The 15,578-nt window shown below is 41.5% G+C and carries 15 protein-coding genes; 3 read left to right on the top strand and 12 right to left on the bottom strand.

Annotation, left to right across the window (positions count from 1 at the left end):
- Positions 1-52 precede the first annotated feature (52 nt).
- The 5 genes from C7B62_RS01495 to C7B62_RS01475 all read right to left on the bottom strand — a co-directional run bounded on the left by C7B62_RS01495 (position 53) and on the right by C7B62_RS01475 (position 5,277).
- On the bottom strand, positions 53-568 hold the full coding sequence (locus C7B62_RS01495) for an HPP family protein (protein ID WP_106232836.1): 516 nt from the start codon (positions 566-568) through the stop codon (positions 53-55).
- On the bottom strand, positions 565-1,083 hold the full coding sequence (locus tag C7B62_RS01490) for a DUF1622 domain-containing protein (protein ID WP_106232835.1): 519 nt from the start codon (positions 1,081-1,083) through the stop codon (positions 565-567). The genes C7B62_RS01495 and C7B62_RS01490 overlap by 4 nt, the downstream gene beginning before the upstream one ends.
- Before the next feature lie 135 nt (positions 1,084-1,218).
- A complete protein-coding gene (nblS, locus tag C7B62_RS01485) occupies positions 1,219-3,204 on the bottom strand; it encodes a two-component system sensor histidine kinase NblS (protein ID WP_106232834.1) in 1,986 nt (661 codons plus the stop codon).
- Positions 3,205-3,315: 111 nt separating this feature from the next.
- A complete protein-coding gene (gene purD / locus C7B62_RS01480) occupies positions 3,316-4,572 on the bottom strand; it encodes a phosphoribosylamine--glycine ligase (protein ID WP_106232833.1) in 1,257 nt (418 codons plus the stop codon).
- A 72-nt stretch (positions 4,573-4,644) separates the two neighbouring features.
- Positions 4,645-5,277: a phosphoribosylanthranilate isomerase gene (locus C7B62_RS01475; protein WP_106232832.1), complete on the bottom strand. Its 633-nt coding sequence runs from the start codon at positions 5,275-5,277 to the stop codon at positions 4,645-4,647.
- Between the two features lie 167 nt (positions 5,278-5,444).
- Here C7B62_RS01475 and psaK point away from each other — a divergent pair, with 167 nt between their 5' ends.
- Positions 5,445-5,714 (top strand): photosystem I reaction center subunit PsaK, encoded by a 270-nt coding sequence (gene psaK, locus C7B62_RS01470; RefSeq protein ID WP_370303716.1) that lies wholly within the window; start codon positions 5,445-5,447, stop codon positions 5,712-5,714.
- 20 nt (positions 5,715-5,734) lie between these two features.
- Here psaK and C7B62_RS01465 read toward each other — a convergent pair whose 3' ends face one another.
- The gene (locus C7B62_RS01465) at positions 5,735-7,396 is read right to left on the bottom strand and encodes an alpha/beta hydrolase (RefSeq protein WP_106232830.1); all 1,662 of its coding nucleotides are present in this window, start codon (positions 7,394-7,396) and stop codon (positions 5,735-5,737) included.
- 165 nt (positions 7,397-7,561) lie between these two features.
- Between C7B62_RS01465 and argF the strand changes: the two genes are divergently transcribed.
- Positions 7,562-8,482 carry an ornithine carbamoyltransferase gene (gene argF / locus C7B62_RS01460; protein ID WP_106232829.1) on the top strand — a complete coding sequence of 307 codons (921 nt, stop codon included), beginning with the start codon at positions 7,562-7,564 and terminating at the stop codon, positions 8,480-8,482.
- Between the two features lie 60 nt (positions 8,483-8,542).
- On the opposite strand, the gene C7B62_RS01455 is transcribed toward argF, so the two are convergent.
- Positions 8,543-9,442 carry a DMT family transporter gene (locus C7B62_RS01455; protein ID WP_199194025.1) on the bottom strand — a complete coding sequence of 300 codons (900 nt, stop codon included), beginning with the start codon at positions 9,440-9,442 and terminating at the stop codon, positions 8,543-8,545.
- A gap of 38 nt (positions 9,443-9,480) precedes the next feature.
- On the opposite strand from C7B62_RS01455, the gene C7B62_RS01450 reads away from it, so the two are divergent.
- Complete coding sequence (locus C7B62_RS01450) at positions 9,481-9,873, top strand: DUF1823 family protein (RefSeq protein ID WP_106232827.1); 393 nt, start codon at positions 9,481-9,483, stop codon at positions 9,871-9,873.
- 27 nt (positions 9,874-9,900) lie between these two features.
- Here C7B62_RS01450 and C7B62_RS01445 read toward each other — a convergent pair whose 3' ends face one another.
- The 5 genes from C7B62_RS01445 to ftsY form a co-directional block, all read right to left on the bottom strand.
- Positions 9,901-10,356, bottom strand: a complete 456-nt coding sequence (locus C7B62_RS01445; protein ID WP_106232826.1) for an NUDIX hydrolase — start codon at positions 10,354-10,356, stop codon at positions 9,901-9,903.
- 61 nt (positions 10,357-10,417) lie between these two features.
- Positions 10,418-11,812 (bottom strand): argininosuccinate lyase, encoded by a 1,395-nt coding sequence (gene argH, locus C7B62_RS01440; RefSeq protein WP_106232825.1) that lies wholly within the window; start codon positions 11,810-11,812, stop codon positions 10,418-10,420.
- Between the two features lie 86 nt (positions 11,813-11,898).
- Positions 11,899-12,135 carry a hypothetical protein gene (locus C7B62_RS01435; protein WP_233219759.1) on the bottom strand — a complete coding sequence of 79 codons (237 nt, stop codon included), beginning with the start codon at positions 12,133-12,135 and terminating at the stop codon, positions 11,899-11,901.
- A gap of 69 nt (positions 12,136-12,204) precedes the next feature.
- Entirely contained in the window at positions 12,205-13,635 is a 1,431-nt protein-coding gene (locus tag C7B62_RS01430; protein WP_106232824.1) for a GAF domain-containing SpoIIE family protein phosphatase, read from the bottom strand.
- 229 nt (positions 13,636-13,864) lie between these two features.
- Positions 13,865-15,391, bottom strand: coding sequence for a signal recognition particle-docking protein FtsY (gene ftsY / locus C7B62_RS01425; RefSeq protein WP_106232823.1), 1,527 nt, complete (start codon positions 15,389-15,391; stop codon positions 13,865-13,867).
- Positions 15,392-15,578 lie beyond the last annotated feature (187 nt).

Below are 15,578 nucleotides of genomic sequence, written 5' to 3'. Positions count from 1 at the left end.
CTTATATCGCATAGCTACTTCCACCAATTAATGTTCTTATGCCGAACTGAGGTTACTTACGACTGAGTCTTGCCAACAACCACAAAGCAGAGCGTTGCAAACCAACTAACAAGAGTATGATACTCAAAGCCAAACTAAACAAAACTAAATTATTTTGACTACCAGTACGTAACGCAAAGCTTAAGGATGTAGAAACCGCTGGAGGATGCATTGCATCTAACAAAATCATCAACACGATTGTAATAACCATGGCACTACCACCTGAAAAGTAGCCTGAGCCAAACAATGTGTAGGTTGTAAATCCGATTAGAGCTGCCATTGTTTGAGAAGTTATCAGTGTTCGCACAGTGTTTGTGCCATGCTGGGGATCGAGGTAAATTAGAAATGCGCTAGAGGCAAGAGAAGCAAATAACAACCGTTGATGACTCAACGACTCAACCAAAGCCAGTACTGTTAAAACAACGACAGTCGGAGCAAAAGCCAGTGCCAGTTCTCCCTTCCAATCCAGTCGGCGACGTAGCGATCGCTTTGCTCCTTGAAGTGGCTGTAAGCTAGAATGGCGGTTCATCCTATTCTCCTGTTCATTTCACTGCGATCGCTTTGCTGCTGCGGTATTCGGCGCTGTTCCCCCTGCTGAATCTCTCGCTCTAAGAAATAATTTAACAAAGTTCGTAACAAGACGATTTCGCCTAAACTCAAAATGTCTTGCCGACTCGGTGCAACTGCGGTGCGGAGGATATCACTAGCTACGGTAAATTCTAAGCCTAACGCCAGTACTCGTCCTAATTGCAGGCGAATTCCTTCAGTAGAATCAAAATGAAGGCTAGAGCGAGCAAAAAATAATCGCAGATAAAGGGTAATGCCTCGTACGACTGCACCGCCAATGACGATCGCTGCTGCAATCTCTGCCCCTGCTGCTAAATAGCCGACGATAACCCTCAGCCATTCCTCTAAAGGACTGATTACCTGAGGTTCTCCTGCGACTTGTTCTGTGTTTAAACTTAAAAGAGCAACTAATCCCAGAATCAGTGTGAGGGGAAGAATCAAGTTTATTAATGATTCTCGTAATGGCTCTCGTTTCATATTTTCATTCAATTTGGAAGGAACAGCTACTAATATTAGGCTATATGTTCAAACTATATCTTGCCAAGCTCGCTTTCATCCCTCTGGCGAATGACAAGTTTTTCAGGTAATTGGAGTTTGAATAGTTACGTTTATTTACCTATTATTTTTTATTATTTCTACGGGTTGCTCAACTTTTGCTTGATAAATAGGGAGTTCAAACCAGAAGCTTGTACCTACCCCTACTTCGCTGTCGATATAAACTCTACTATTATGCTTTTCAATAATATTTCGCACAATTGAAAGACCTAAGCCCGTCCCTTCCAAGGTATGAACTCGATTTTCAACGCGGAAAAAGCGTTCAAAAATAGCTTCTTTGTCCTCTGCTGAGATACCAATTCCCGTGTCGGCTATTTCAATTTTGACGGCAGATTGATTTAAGGTATTTGATTCTGCTTTAGTTTGATAAGCACGCACCGTTACTTTACCCCCTGCGTTAGTAAACTTGAGGCTATTACCGACTAAATTAGTTAGTACTTGCAGCAGCAAATCGTAATTACCCAAGACAGGAGGCAGATCGGTTTCTATTTCCTGATATAGCTCAATACCCTTATCCTTGGCATTTAACTGACAAGTTCTTAAAGTTTGTTCTATAGGTTGACTGAGATAAACTTCACTTAAATCATAGGTGTGAGATGATTCTAGGCGTGATAAATCTAAAACATCATTAACCAAACGAGTTAAACGATCTGTTTCGTGGTTGGCAGTGTCTAAAAATTCTCGGCGCTGTACATGAGTTAGATCTTCGCCATATTCGGAGAGGGTTTCGATAAAAGACTTGATATTGAACAAAGGTGTTCTTAACTCATGGGAAACATTGCTAATAAACTGACTTTTAGCCTCGTTTAGTTCCACCTCGCGAGTGATATCCTGAATCGTCATGGCAATACCTTTAATATTTTCGCTGCCACCGTCTAAAACTCGACTTAATAAAACGCGGATCGTTCGGGAAACGGGCTTTTGTAGAGTAATGCGGAATTCATCGCGATCGCTTAATTGATTTAAATGATGTTGTTGGTTATGCTCTAAAGTATTTTCTTTTGTCGGCTCAATCTTTCTCTCGATCATCTGATAAAGAGGTTTGGTCAATTTAGTCGTCAACTCAGAAGGAAGACGATGCAGAATATTATCACCAAGGGCATCTTCTTTCCAACCAAAAATACTTTTAGCCGTTGGATTTACCAAAATAATATGCATTTCAGGGTCAATTAGCACTGCACCATCGGCAATAGTAGAAACTAGGGTTTCTAGCTTGGCTTTTTCTGAAGTTATTTCTTCAACGTTTTGTTCGTTATAGTTTTCCAACTTTTCGGCCATTAAATTAAAGCTAGAAATTAATTCTCCCAACTCTCCTCTTAGGGGGAGATCGATTCTTTGCTTAAAGTTTTTGGCGGCAATGTTTTTGACTCCCACTAAAAGCTCTTTAATTGGTCGGGTGATCATCAAGGCATTAAATACATTACCCAAGATCACCATCGCCCAAATGGTAATAAATACGGCAATAGTCACATCCCGCGTTAGGTTAGAAGATGCCACAATGGTTGGATTAGGATTAATGCCAACTGCTAATACTCCTAAGTACTCTCCATTATGACGCAGAGGCACAAATACATCCGTCACCTGTCCATTGGGGGTTTGATGTTGTCGGACAAAGGGTAAATCGCTGTTTTGAGCATAGTCTTCAGGTAAAGAAATTCGGCGTTCGATAGTTAGATCATTTTGAATTTCTGCTTGGGAATAGGGAATGCCAAAAAAGATACTGCCCGATTTGTCGGCATAGATGATGTAGCGAATACTTGAAGTGCTGCGATAAAAACGAGTTGAGAAATCCGCTAGTCCTTGAAGATCTTCTTCTGCCACCAAAGGCGCAGCATTAGAAGCAATCAAGATACTGAGGTCACTACCAAAACGAGTATCGTTAATATTAGATTGCAGTTGAATTGTGTTTACTGCCCAAAAGGTTAAACTACTCATAATCAAGGAAACAACCAAAGTGGCAGCAGCCATCAGCTTCGTCTGGAGAGTAAACTCAGACCACCAGAGGGCAATAATTTCTTTGATTTTGGTCAGAAAAGTCAACAAGAGATTTGGTAGTGATAATAAATGTTAAGTTACTTGAATTATAGTTTACCAATTGTGAAACAAAATGATAATTAAATGTTGTGATTCATGCTTTTCGCTTAACGACTACGATTATCTGTACTTGTGTCCAATATCACGACGATAATACATAGCCTCAAACTCGATCGATTCCATGGCAGCATAGGCGATCGCTACCGCTTCAGCAAAAGTATCCCCCACCGCAGTGATACCCAGTACTCTACCGCCGTCTGTTAATATTTCTGCTTGGTGTAATTTTGTTCCAGCCTGAAAAACGATCGCGCCTTTTTGTTCAGCTTCAAGAATACCAGCGATCGCTTTTCCCTTTTGATAAGCATCAGGATAACCACCCGCAGCAGCGACGACACAGACTGCGCTCCCTGATTTCCACTGTAGGGGAGGCAATTGTGCTAGTCTTTGTTCGACACAGGCAAGCAGAATTTCATCCAAAGGAGTCTTTAATAGAGGTAAAACCACTTGAGTTTCAGGATCGCCAAAGCGACAGTTAAATTCAATCACCTTTGGTTCGCCCGCAGGGGTAATCATCAAGCCTGCATAGAGAACACCACGATAGTCGATTCCTTGTTGCTGAAGAGCTTTTAAGGTTGGCTGCAATATTTCTTGTTCAATTCTTAGGCTCAATTCCTCCGTCACCAAAGGCACAGGAGAATATGCCCCCATCCCCCCTGTATTCTTGCCCGTGTCTTTTTCCCCAATGCGTTTGTGATCTTGAGCGGGAGAGAGAGGACGGATGGTTAAACCATCAGTGACGGCTAAAACCGATACTTCCGAACCTGTCAAAAATTCCTCAATGATCAATTTACCTGAGTTCTCTAGTAATTCAGCTACTGCGGCGATCGCTTCTTCGATAGTCGTCGCCACAATCACCCCTTTTCCCGCAGCCAAACCATCCGCTTTGACCACAATGGGCGCACCAACTGACTGAATATAGACTTGAGCTGTCTCGGCATCAGTAAAGGTTTGAGACTTAGCCGTGGGCACTTTTGCCTGAGTCATAATCTCTTTTGCCCAAGACTTGCTCGACTCAATTTTTGCCCCTGACTGGGTTGGGCCAAAAACGGCAATCTGACGTTCTCTTAAATAATCGACAATACCCAAAGACAAGGGAACTTCTGGCCCAACCACTACCAAAGAAATTTGGTATTCTGCCACTGCTTGAGCAATACCCGCAAAATCATCTACGGCGATCGACAGGTTGAGACAGTTATGCAGGGTCGCTGTACCGCCATTGCCAGGAGTGCAAATCACCTGTTCGACATTAGGCGACTGTAGTAATGTCCAGCCCAAGGCGTGTTCTCTACCGCCGTTGCCGACTACTAGTACTTTCATAAATTGAAGCTCATTACTTTAGCAAGGCTGTAATTATCCCACGACTCATAATTAACAAATCAAAATTAATTATTAATTGCCGTTGATTGCTGCAAATAATTGAGCCACTTGACCCAAATGTTTATCTCCTGGCGATCGCTCTACACCACTAGAAAGATCAATTCCATTAGGCTGTAAACGAGATAAAGCCTCGCCTATGTTATTTGGAGTTAATCCCCCTGCCAGCAGCCAAGGAATAGCTGGTTTAAACTGAGCCAGATCTTGCCAGTTAATAGTGTGACCTGTTCCGCCCAACATCTGAGGATGATAGGCATCTAGCAATAAAGTATCTACACAATCTAGATAAGCTGAGGTTTGGGCTAAAGATTCCGCCGACTTAATCCGCAAGGCTTTAATTAATTCAATTTCTGGTGCAATTTCTTGACGTAGTTGTCGACAAAATTCTGGAGATTCTGCACCGTGTAGCTGAATCGCCGACAAATGAGCCTGGTGGAGAACCGAACAAATTTCTCTTAAATCGTGATTGGCAAAGACCCCCACCTTGATTGTTGCCTTGGGTAGCGCGTCGGCGATCGCTCTTAAGCGATCGGGAGTGATGTATCGAGGAGATTGGGTAACACAGATAAAACCAATACTGTCTGCTCCCAGTTTAACAATTGCCTGACCCTGCTCAATCTGGGTAATTCCGCATATTTTAACTCGCATTGGTTCAATAGTTGGCTAATTAAAGGATTTGGTTGTAAAAGTTTGCCTTACTGTTAATTATTTAAAAGAAACACCGTTTTGTACAGAGAGATTTTTATAATTCCTATAAACAAAACACAGTCGATAGAAATAAAAATATTTGATTAGCAAGGGAAACTAAATTTATTATGACTAACTTTATTTTGGCAGTTCAATCTACTCCTTCCACTATTGACTGGAATCCTTCGGTGGCTTTAGTAATGATTATGTCAAACTTATTTTGTATAGCTATTGGTCGCTACGCGATTCAAAATTCTGGACAAGGACCAAGTTTACCAGTACCTAAACCTGAAGTGTGGGATAAATTTGGTCTACCCGAATTGCTGGCAACCACAAGTTTAGGTCACATATTAGGAGCTGGAATTATTTTGGGTTTGGGCAACGCAGGAGTCCTTTAGCAGTGAGCAGTGAGCAGTAATTATTTCTGTTCTTGAGATTTTAGTTTTAAAATATCGGGGTTTAGAGATTTGATTAATCTGAGAGGAAATTTTTGCCTGCTCATAACTGCACCATATTCGGCGTTAAGATAATTTTCATAGGCTTCTTTTTCGGTAAGATATTTGCCAAAAAAAGCTAATCCAAGCTGTCTGACATAATCATGAGCAATTTTGGGACTAGGTCCGATCGCTTTTTCGGGAACAGGAATACTCCCTGCTGATTCATTTAAAGTGGAAAAATGAGTACCGCCTTTGAGCAGCACCAAATATTTTTTAGGGGTGGTTAACCAAGTAAAAGGAATAATTTGCTCAGATAAGGCAGGAGTGATCGGGTCTGAACTACCTGAGATGAACATGACGGGAAGATCAATTTTGCTCAAGCTTTCTTCGCCAAAAATAGAACTAACTAAGGGATTAATGGCGATCGCTGCTTTAATCCTCTCATCCTTGAGTTCTGTTTGGGTAGCAACTAAAGGAATTTGTAGTGCTAGGCATTGAATAAGCCAAGATAAATTCCAAGAGTTATCTAGGTTAGGGCAATCACGATTGAGGGAGTTCCAGTTGATTTCTGCTCCTGCTAATGCCAAGGCAGTATAACCACCGAAGGATTGACCGATCACACCGACGTTATCAACATCAATTTTATGACCAAAACTAGCCTCAAGTCGGTCGAGTAAAAATTTGATATCTAAGGGACGATTAATTAGTTCTTCTGGAGGAGTTACATCGCTTTCTAAGCCATTTAACAAGCCTTCAATTTGCTTGGCACTGCTGCCTGGATGTTCTGGTACTGCCACGGCGAAACCGTGAGAAGCGAGATGTTGCGCCAGATAGGCGAAAGTAGTTAAGTCGCCGCCTAAACCGTGGGAAATGACGATTAAAGGTAATTTCCGCCGTTCTTTGACCTGGGGTAAGTATAAATCTACGGGGAAAGTGCGATCTCGACGGCGATCGCGTATGGTTAACTTCTGCTGGCGATAGGGATAGGCTCCAGAATTTAATAAGTTGAGATTTCTTTCTTGAGGTGCAAAACTTGTAACATCTTGGCTTTCTGTAATTACTTGTTGTTCTACCGCTGCTACAGACAGAGCATTATTTTGAACTACTTTACTCAAATCTTTGAAAATTTCAAATCCTTGGCGAGAATCGACTCTTAGGGCATCAGTGGGAAACTTTTTGAGTACATTGAGAGGAGTTAAGCCTTCATCTTGGTCTGCTGCTGCCAAAATTAATGCTGAACGAATCGCATAAAAACCTGGTTGACGACCCTGAGTTTTAAAAACTCGTGACATACGCTCTAAGATCTTCTCTCCCTGATATGAATAGAGAAATTGAGCGATCGCTAAATGACTAAAATCAGCACTACTAGTTAGACCAACCTTAAACTGCGCTAACTGTTCGGGGGTCAGAAAATCCGTATAGCTTTTTAATTCACTACTAATTTTTCCAGTCTTAGCATAGGTTTCCAGCGAATCAACCGAAACCGCAAACTCTAGCACTCCATAATTTAAAATTATTTCTTCTGCGGCAACAGCCTTCTTCCCTAAATATGCTTCTAACCCGATACAACATCCAAGCTGCAACATTCCCACAGCTAGACAAGAGCAAAATTTACTACGGTCAAAAGCTATCGGGTTCGTCATGGAATTTGCGAGCAAAGCAATGAAACTATTCCAGTTGTAACATTTCTTCTCAGCCTAATTTAATCTCATCAATTGGCGATCGAGCATTGATTGTAGTCTACCTTTGGCTTTAGAATTAACTCTTCTCATCTGATGTCTCCACTCATTATCTAAATATTTAGCAACATGAAACAGCTTACAGGAAGAGACTTACTTGGCACTGCCGATTTGAGTACAGCAGAAATTATGGGCATATTAAAACTTGCTCGTCAGCTCAAAAGCCATGAATTAGAGCTTAAATGCAATAAAGTTCTGGGTTTGCTGTTTTATAAAGCCTCAACTCGTACCAGAGTTTCTTTTAGCGTGGCAATGTATCAGCTGGGAGGACAGGTAATCGATCTTAATCCGAGTGTGACTCAAGTTGGTCGTGGTGAACCAATCAAAGATACTGCTAGGGTTTTAGACCGCTACCTTGATATTTTGGCAATCCGTACCTTTGCTCAAGCTGACTTGGAAACTTTTGCCAACTATGCTCAAATTCCTGTAATTAATGCCCTTACAGATTTAGAACATCCCTGTCAGATTTTGGCGGACTTAATGACGGTTGAGGAATGTTTTGGCTCGCTGGAGGGCAAGACTCTAACTTATTTAGGGGACGGCAATAATATGGCCCACTCTTTGTTGTTGGGTGGAGCATTGACTGGTTTAAATGTGAGAATTGCTGCTCCCAAAGGATATGAACCCGACCCAGAAATTGTCAAACAGGCTCAAGCAATTGCTGAGGGTAAGTCAGAAATCGTCGTTACCCAAGATGCGATCGCCGCTGTGGAAAATGCTCAGGTGGTCTATACCGATGTTTGGGCAAGTATGGGGCAAGAAGAGCTGGCCGACCAAAGAATCCCTGTCTTTCAACCCTACCAAGTTAATTCTCAGCTTTTGTCACATGCCGATACTAATGCAATTATCTTGCACTGTTTACCTGCTCACCGAGGAGAAGAAATTACCGCTGAAGCCATAGAAAGCGATCGCTCTCGCGTTTGGGATCAAGCAGAGAATAGAATGCACGCCCAGCAAGCATTAATGGCGAGTTTATTAGGATTAGTCTAAAAAAATCAGTAGTAGGGGCGTTTCGCGAAACGCCCCTACGTTAGCCCCTATGTTCATTCTCTAGGCTGATGGTTTGATAAATACTCCTATTCCCCATAAAATTATTAAACCTCCTAGCAAGAGATTAATTGAGGGAACTTCTCTAAAGACGATCGCTCCAGCCAAACTAGCTATCACTGGCTCAAATAATAAACTCAAACTAATGACCGTCGGCGAAACCCAACGCACTGACCAATTGAGACTGGTATGACCGATAACTTGCGACATTACCGCCATTAAGCATATATATAAATAAACTTTGCCCTCATAACCGAAGTAACTAACACCAAATAAAAACGGCAGGGGCAACAAACAGAATGCAGCCGTGGAATAGGCGATCGCAATATAATTACCCGTATCTAAACCCCTGCGCTGCGCCTGAGAACCAAAGATAATATATAAACTAGACATTACGGCACCGATTAAAGCCAGTATGTCGCCTAAAATTGGATTACTATACCCTCCTCCTTGGCCGCTATCAGCGATCGCCATGATCATCCCACCACATAAGGCAATGGCAATGCCAATTATGCCTTGTGGACTCAACTGTTCTCCATACCACCACCAAGAAAACAATCCTACCCAAATCGGATTGGTGGTCACTAGCACTGTAGAAGCAGTGATGGAAGTATAAGCTAGAGAGGTAATCCAGGTCGCAAAATGAATTGCTAAACATAACCCTGCGGCGATCGCATAATAATAAGCATGAGACTTATTGTGGTCTAACTGTAGATTCTTCCAGCTAGGTAAGAGAATGATCGCAGCCAAGATCATCCGTGAGGCTGCTAAAAACAGACTAAAACCCAGCTTGTTATTAATGGTGACGGCATCAGCCGCCAAACGAACCCAGATTGCAGCCAGAGAAACCCCAATAATGCCAATTACGACCACTAGCAAGATTTGCGATCGAGCAGGCTTAATCATTAAACATCGATTCCCTAAATAAATATCTTTAATCTATGTCTAACTTACCTCCATTAAATACCGAGATAATCTGGTCTATTCTCAACGAAGAAATCGCCGATACAGTCGTTAATCAGCTAGTCTGGCATTATCTCGGCTATCGCTACGATGAAGTTAATCAAACTTGGGATCTGACAGAAGTTGTAGACGATTGGGGGGAACAATACCCAGAACCGCCAGACTTTATTGCCAACCGTCCCCCAACAGTAAAACTAACTCGCTCCATTCCCAAAGAGAATAAGCAGTTACTTAAAGACAAACTAGGATTTAAAGGCTATAAATTGGGCGAATTTGGTCCCAGGCAAACTCGTCGCGCCACCGCTGCTAATTGGCTTTTAAACTATTTGGAAACTGAGGTAAGGGCGAACAGCCCTTCGCCCTTACAGTGATTTCATTGCTGGTTAATTTGCTAAATATTAGGCGATCGCAACTCGATCATTAAGGTAGTCTTGTAACTGTCGATCATGGTCGTGGCAGAGATCCCCCAAAGGCAACTCATCCCTGGTAAAAGCTTTCACCTGCAATACTTCTAACTTATCTTCAGCTTCTAATTCTCCCTCGGCTAACACCTCTAACAAAATTGAGATTGAATGTAAACGAGGATCCCGCTGAGGATCGGAATATATACCCCGTAAACTTTTAATTTTGATCAGGTTCAACCCCGTTTCTTCTCTTAATTCTCTGCTGGCAGCATGGGGTATATCTTCTCCCCAATCAACCATTCCCCCAGGCAAACCCCACTGACCTGAATCCCTACGCTGAATCATGACAATACGACCATCAGGCAAAACAGGAATAATTGTTGTCCCCGTAACAGGATGACGAAAGATAATACCAAGTACTGTAGAAATAAATCGCCAAGAACGACCCATAGGAAAAGATATTAAGTATGTATGTAATGTTTAATTTCAACTCTCAAAGCCAAGAATCTAGTTATTTAATCTGATCATTTAATAAAGACTTTGCTCGGTCGATTGCTTGCTTTACTTGAACTAACCCCGTTCCCCCATAACTATTACGAGCCGAAACTACCTGTTTTGGAGCGATCGCTTCATAGATATCGGCTTCAAAGGCGGGATGCAGTTGTTGCCATTCTTCTAAACTTAGATCTTTGAGCAGTTTTCCCGCAGCGATACTGGTTTTTACTACCTTACCTACCAAATTATAAGCCTCCCGAAAGGGAACGTCTTTAGATGCTAAATAATCGGCAACGTCAGTGGCGTTAGAAAAGTCTTCCGCAACTGCTGCTGCCAGTCTAGGGGTTTTGAATTCAATCCCTTCATTGAGCAAAATAGTCATCGCTTCGAGACAGGCTTTAACAGTTTTAACTCCATCAAAAACTCCTTCTTTATCTTCCTGGAGGTCTTTATTGTACGCCAAAGGTAAGCCTTTCATGATAACTAATAAAGCCTGAAGATGACCAAATACACGACCTGTTTTCCCCCGTACTAGTTCAGGAATATCAGGATTCTTTTTCTGGGGCATAATGCTTGAACCTGTGGCACAGGTATCTTTCAGGGCAATAAAACTAAACTCTTGGGATGCCCAAAGAATCATCTCTTCACTAAGGCGACTCAAATGCACCATGATTAAACTGGCAGCACAGAGAAATTCGATCGCAAAATCGCGATCGCTAACTCCATCTAAACTATTTTCGTAAATCCGCTCAAAGCCTAGTAATTCAGCCGTATAATGTCGATCAATGGGAAAGGTCGTTCCCGCTAAAGCACCACAGCCTAGAGGAGAAATATTCGTCCGCTTGAAAACATCTTCTAATCTTTCCCAGTCGCGTTGGGTCATCTGGAAATATGCTAAAAGATGATGAGCTAAACTGATTGGTTGCGCTCTTTGGAGGTGAGTATAGCCAGGAATTAAGGTTTCCACGTGCTGCTCACTGTGATTGAGTAATGCTGCTTGAAACCGTCGTAAATACTGCTGAATTTCTCTGATTTCGGCTCTGAGATATAGCCTGATGTCAGTTCCCACCTGATCGTTTCGCGATCGCGCCGTATGCAGTTTTTTACCTGCATCCCCAATAATGGCAATTAATCTTTTCTCGACAGCAAAATGAACGTCTTCAGCTTCTACTCCAGGATTAAAGTTTCCTGCTTGATACTCCTGCCGAATTTGTTCTAAACCCAAGACAAGTTGCTGGGCTTCTTGATCGGTAATAATTTTAGTTTTAGCAAGCATTTTGGCATGGGCAATCGAACCAGTTAAATCGTATTCAATTAATTCAAGATCAAAACCAATACTGGCATTAAAAATAGCGATCGCAGGATGCAGAGCCGATTCAAAGCGATCGCTCCAGGTTTTTTGCTTGCTCACAATATCAAATCATCAATTATTACGACTCAATTATTCTAAGTCATTAGCTATTGTTTCCTCTGCACCTGCCAAAATAATAATTAACTTTAGCCAGTAAAACCTTTGAAGGTATAGCCAAAAAATGAGCCAATTAATAATGCCCAAACTTGACCTGAATCAATAAAGTTGTACCAAGCATCTTGGATTTGACCTAAAACATCAGGATCTTCAATATTTTGAGCCAAAAGATTAGCAACAGATAGTAGGTAATTGTGATCCAGGTCAAATATCATCTGAATTAACTGATTATTGAATAAGATTTCCATCAGCTTAAAATTTTCCATAGTGTAGGATTCGCACCTAATCTAATCTCAGATTGCTTAAACCGCCAGTATAAGTAACTTATTCAGCTATTAATCAATTGCTTGGATTTGCATAACGATCGAAGTCATATCATCACCATGACTTTTACTAGCACCACTAAACTGCTTCACTTGACCAAAAACATGGTCGAGAATTTCGGCAGATGTATCGAGATGCTGACAAGCCCATTTAAAACAGAGACAAAGATTTTCTTCATCAAAGCGATCGCCGTTTTCATTGGCAGCATCGGTAAACCCGTCCGTATAATAAATGATGGTATCTCCAGGAGCAAGCTGTACCGTAGCATCCTCATACTCTGATTCCATATCCAGACCAATTAACATCCCCCAACTATCGAGTTTTTCTAGAGTGTTAGTAGCTTTGCGCCACAGCAAAGGAGGATTATGAGCAGCATTGGTAAAAGAAAGAGTTTGTCTTAGGGGGTCATATTCCGAATAGAACATACTCACGAAGCGGTGTGAGTTTTCTAAGTCAGCGTACATGACACGATTGAGATGACGCATAATTTGCGCAGGAGAATGACGATTAAGCACCTCAGCCCGCAGCATTCCCCTCGTCATGGTCATAATCAAACCAGCGGGAACACCTTTACCCATAACATCCCCAATCACAATGCTCCAGGGTACGTCTGAACCAATTTCAGGCTCACTATTTTTGAGGCGATCGTAGTTAGTGGGAATAAAATCATAATAATCTCCCCCCACGCGACTGGCAGTTTCACATTTGGCAGCAATGGTTAGCCCCTTAATTTGGGGGCATTTACTTGGCAGTAAGCGCAACTGAATTTCCGAGGCAATTTCTAGTTCACGGTCTTGTCTTTCCTTAGAACGTAACTCCACCGTCAACTCATGATTGGCGATCGCTACGGCAGTCTGATCTGCTACTAGCTGAGTTAGTTTTCTCCGAGTAGGACTCCAAGTATAGTCAGCCTCAGTGCTAAAGACATAGAGACGACCTTGTTCAATATTCTTAACTAAAATTGGTGTACCAAAAAAATGCACTTTCGGTTCTAATTCTTGGCGCATTTTTTGATCGATAATTTCCGATAGTTGAGCAGAAGTATTAGCCGTTTGCTGATGATTAATTTGATAATTTACTCGTTTAAATACTTCACTAACTTCTAAACCAACATGATGATCTTGGCAGTGAATTTGCTCTAAATGTACTTTACTGTCTTTATATAAAATCAATGCCCCACCAATGGAATCAGTAACTCTGGCTGCCATGAGGGGAGTTAATTCCAAAAATTGATTGAGGTTGCTAAAACTACGCAGGGCAAATCCCAAAGAGCTTAACAGGTCTTGAATTTTATTTTGTTCCCTTTGGAGATTAGCTACTAATTCTTTTAGCGCCACAATGGCGTTGGAATTTTGTACGGCAGACTCACCAACACTATTGTTTTCTTGAGAGGGATGGCTATGAGAAGATGCGACAGTCATTGCCTCTACAAATTTAGACATTTTTTAGTTCATTAGTCAAAAATAGGTTTTGAATACAGTAATACTAAAATATTCAATTAGATAATTATGAGAGTAACTTTTATATTATCTAATGACCACTATCTCAAATAAATTGATTTCAAAATATAGGTTGATTTATGATAACTCTAAATAGCTAGTGCGCCCATAAACTTATCGTAAAAACACCTAAGTTGAGCAAAACAGACAACTTAAGAATTATGTAATTTGTTTAACCATTAAGTAAAGCTTCGACAAATTCATAGCTAGAAAATGGTCGCAAATCCTCAATTCCTTCTCCTGCACCAATAAAACGAATTGGTAAATTTAATTGCTGTGTTATCGCTAGAGCCACACCACCTCTAGCACTACCATCGAGTTTAGTTAAAACAACACCACTAAGATTTGCTGCTTCAGAGAATACTTGGGCTTGGCGCAAACCATTTTGTCCCAAAGTGGCATCTATAACTAATAAAGATTCTACTTTAGCGTTGGGGGCTTTCTTATCAATAATTCGACGGATTTTTGCTAATTCCGTCATGAGATTTTGTTTATTTTGCAGTCTTCCTGCGGTATCAACTAAAAGTAACTCAATATCTTTTGCCTGGGCAGCAGCGATCGCATCAAAGACCACGGAAGCAGGGTCGGTATTTTGTCCTGGGTTAGCAATTACCGGAGTATTCGTCCGTTCGCCCCAAACCTTAACCTGCTGTACCGCAGCAGCCCTAAAAGTATCCGCAGCAGCAATTAAACAGCTATAGCCAGACTTTTGACCCAAGTTTGCTAGTTTACCGATGGTCGTGGTTTTACCTGCGCCATTTACCCCTGTCAACAGCCAGATATTAAACTCATCTTTTTCAGGTACAAAGTCGCTATTTGGTCGATTTTGCAGAGGTTTGTCTAAAATATCTTGCAAAATAGTTTTAAGATAGGCGATCGCCTGATCTGGAGGCAAAACTTCTTCTTTTAATTTGCGTTGCAGGGTTTCAATAATGTAATCAGTAGCTTCAATCCCAACATCCGCCTGTAATAAAAGACTCTCAATCGACATGACCGCATCATCATTTAAAGGGCCTTTGCCGACAATTGCCTTGAGTTGATTGACTAAGCCAATACGAGTTTTTCCAAGTCCCTGACGCAGTTTCGTCAGCCAGTTAATTTCTTCTTCTGAAATATTTTCAGCAGTTCGACCGCTTTTAGCGAGGACTTGGGATGACCAAATAAAATCTTCGTCTAATTCTGTTTCTGATACTGGAACTTCTTCGACAGGGGTTTCAATAGCTGTCTCTTTCAGCTTGGCTAATCCCTGGGACTTTTGCATCCAGGCAGGAACGTTAGCTGCTGCTTGAGGAGTTGGTGACTCAGTTTGATTTTCAATTTCATTTTCGGCGGTAGTTTCCGCTGTAACTTCCTCTGCACCCTCAATTTCTTCCTCTAGAGCTTCTGTAGATTCTGGTACGGATTCTGCTACATCTGGCTCATTGATATCAGGTTCTACTATCTCTACTTCATTAGCAGATTCGGATTCTTCTTCTATATCTTCTGTTCTAGGTTCTTTTGCCTGTTCAACTGTTTGTTGGGCTTCCCCTTTACGTTCCTGAATATTTTTATAGGCAGCCTTAGCAAAAGCAAGATAATCTGGTTCGGCTACATCTGCTGATGACTCTTTAGCGTCTGTAGTTACTTCAGGTTGAGTTTCAGCAGGTTTTGTTTCAGGCGGTTGCTGTGCTTGTTCGTTACGGCGAAACCAATTAAACATTGTATAAGAGAGGTGAAGCTACTTTGAACAGTTTTATAGATGATACCAAGGTTCGCTTTCAGATAGATTCTTAGTTCGAGTGGTAATTACACTACAAATTATTTAGTTAGCAGAGAAGCAAATCTCAGCAGCAATAATTACTCAAATACCCATGGCGATCGCAAAGCGTAGGCGAGCCTTTGGGGAA

Source organism: Pleurocapsa sp. CCALA 161 (assembly GCF_003003995.1).
In the GTDB taxonomy this organism is placed as follows: Bacteria; Cyanobacteriota; Cyanobacteriia; order Cyanobacteriales; family Xenococcaceae; genus Waterburya.
The sequence above is the reverse complement of the archived record's forward strand: the minus strand, read 5'-3'. Positions and strand labels throughout refer to the sequence as shown.

What these genes read in the sequence shown, in the direction of transcription:
- C7B62_RS01495 (WP_106232836.1), bottom strand. Translation starts at nt 568, where the DNA reads ATGAACCGCCATTCTAGCTTACAGCCACTTCAAGGAGCAAAGCGATCG.
- C7B62_RS01490 (WP_106232835.1), bottom strand. Translation starts at nt 1,083, where the DNA reads ATGAAACGAGAGCCATTACGAGAATCATTAATAAACTTGATTCTTCCC.
- purD (WP_106232833.1), bottom strand. Translation starts at nt 4,572, where the DNA reads ATGAAAGTACTAGTAGTCGGCAACGGCGGTAGAGAACACGCCTTGGGC.
- C7B62_RS01475 (WP_106232832.1), bottom strand. Translation starts at nt 5,277, where the DNA reads ATGCGAGTTAAAATATGCGGAATTACCCAGATTGAGCAGGGTCAGGCA.
- psaK (WP_370303716.1), top strand. Translation starts at nt 5,445, where the DNA reads ATGACTAACTTTATTTTGGCAGTTCAATCTACTCCTTCCACTATTGAC.
- C7B62_RS01465 (WP_106232830.1), bottom strand. Translation starts at nt 7,396, where the DNA reads ATGACGAACCCGATAGCTTTTGACCGTAGTAAATTTTGCTCTTGTCTA.
- argF (WP_106232829.1), top strand. Translation starts at nt 7,562, where the DNA reads ATGAAACAGCTTACAGGAAGAGACTTACTTGGCACTGCCGATTTGAGT.
- C7B62_RS01450 (WP_106232827.1), top strand. Translation starts at nt 9,481, where the DNA reads ATGTCTAACTTACCTCCATTAAATACCGAGATAATCTGGTCTATTCTC.
- C7B62_RS01445 (WP_106232826.1), bottom strand. Translation starts at nt 10,356, where the DNA reads ATGGGTCGTTCTTGGCGATTTATTTCTACAGTACTTGGTATTATCTTT.
- C7B62_RS01435 (WP_233219759.1), bottom strand. Translation starts at nt 12,135, where the DNA reads ATGGAAAATTTTAAGCTGATGGAAATCTTATTCAATAATCAGTTAATT.
- C7B62_RS01430 (WP_106232824.1), bottom strand. Translation starts at nt 13,635, where the DNA reads ATGTCTAAATTTGTAGAGGCAATGACTGTCGCATCTTCTCATAGCCAT.
- ftsY (WP_106232823.1), bottom strand. Translation starts at nt 15,391, where the DNA reads ATGTTTAATTGGTTTCGCCGTAACGAACAAGCACAGCAACCGCCTGAA.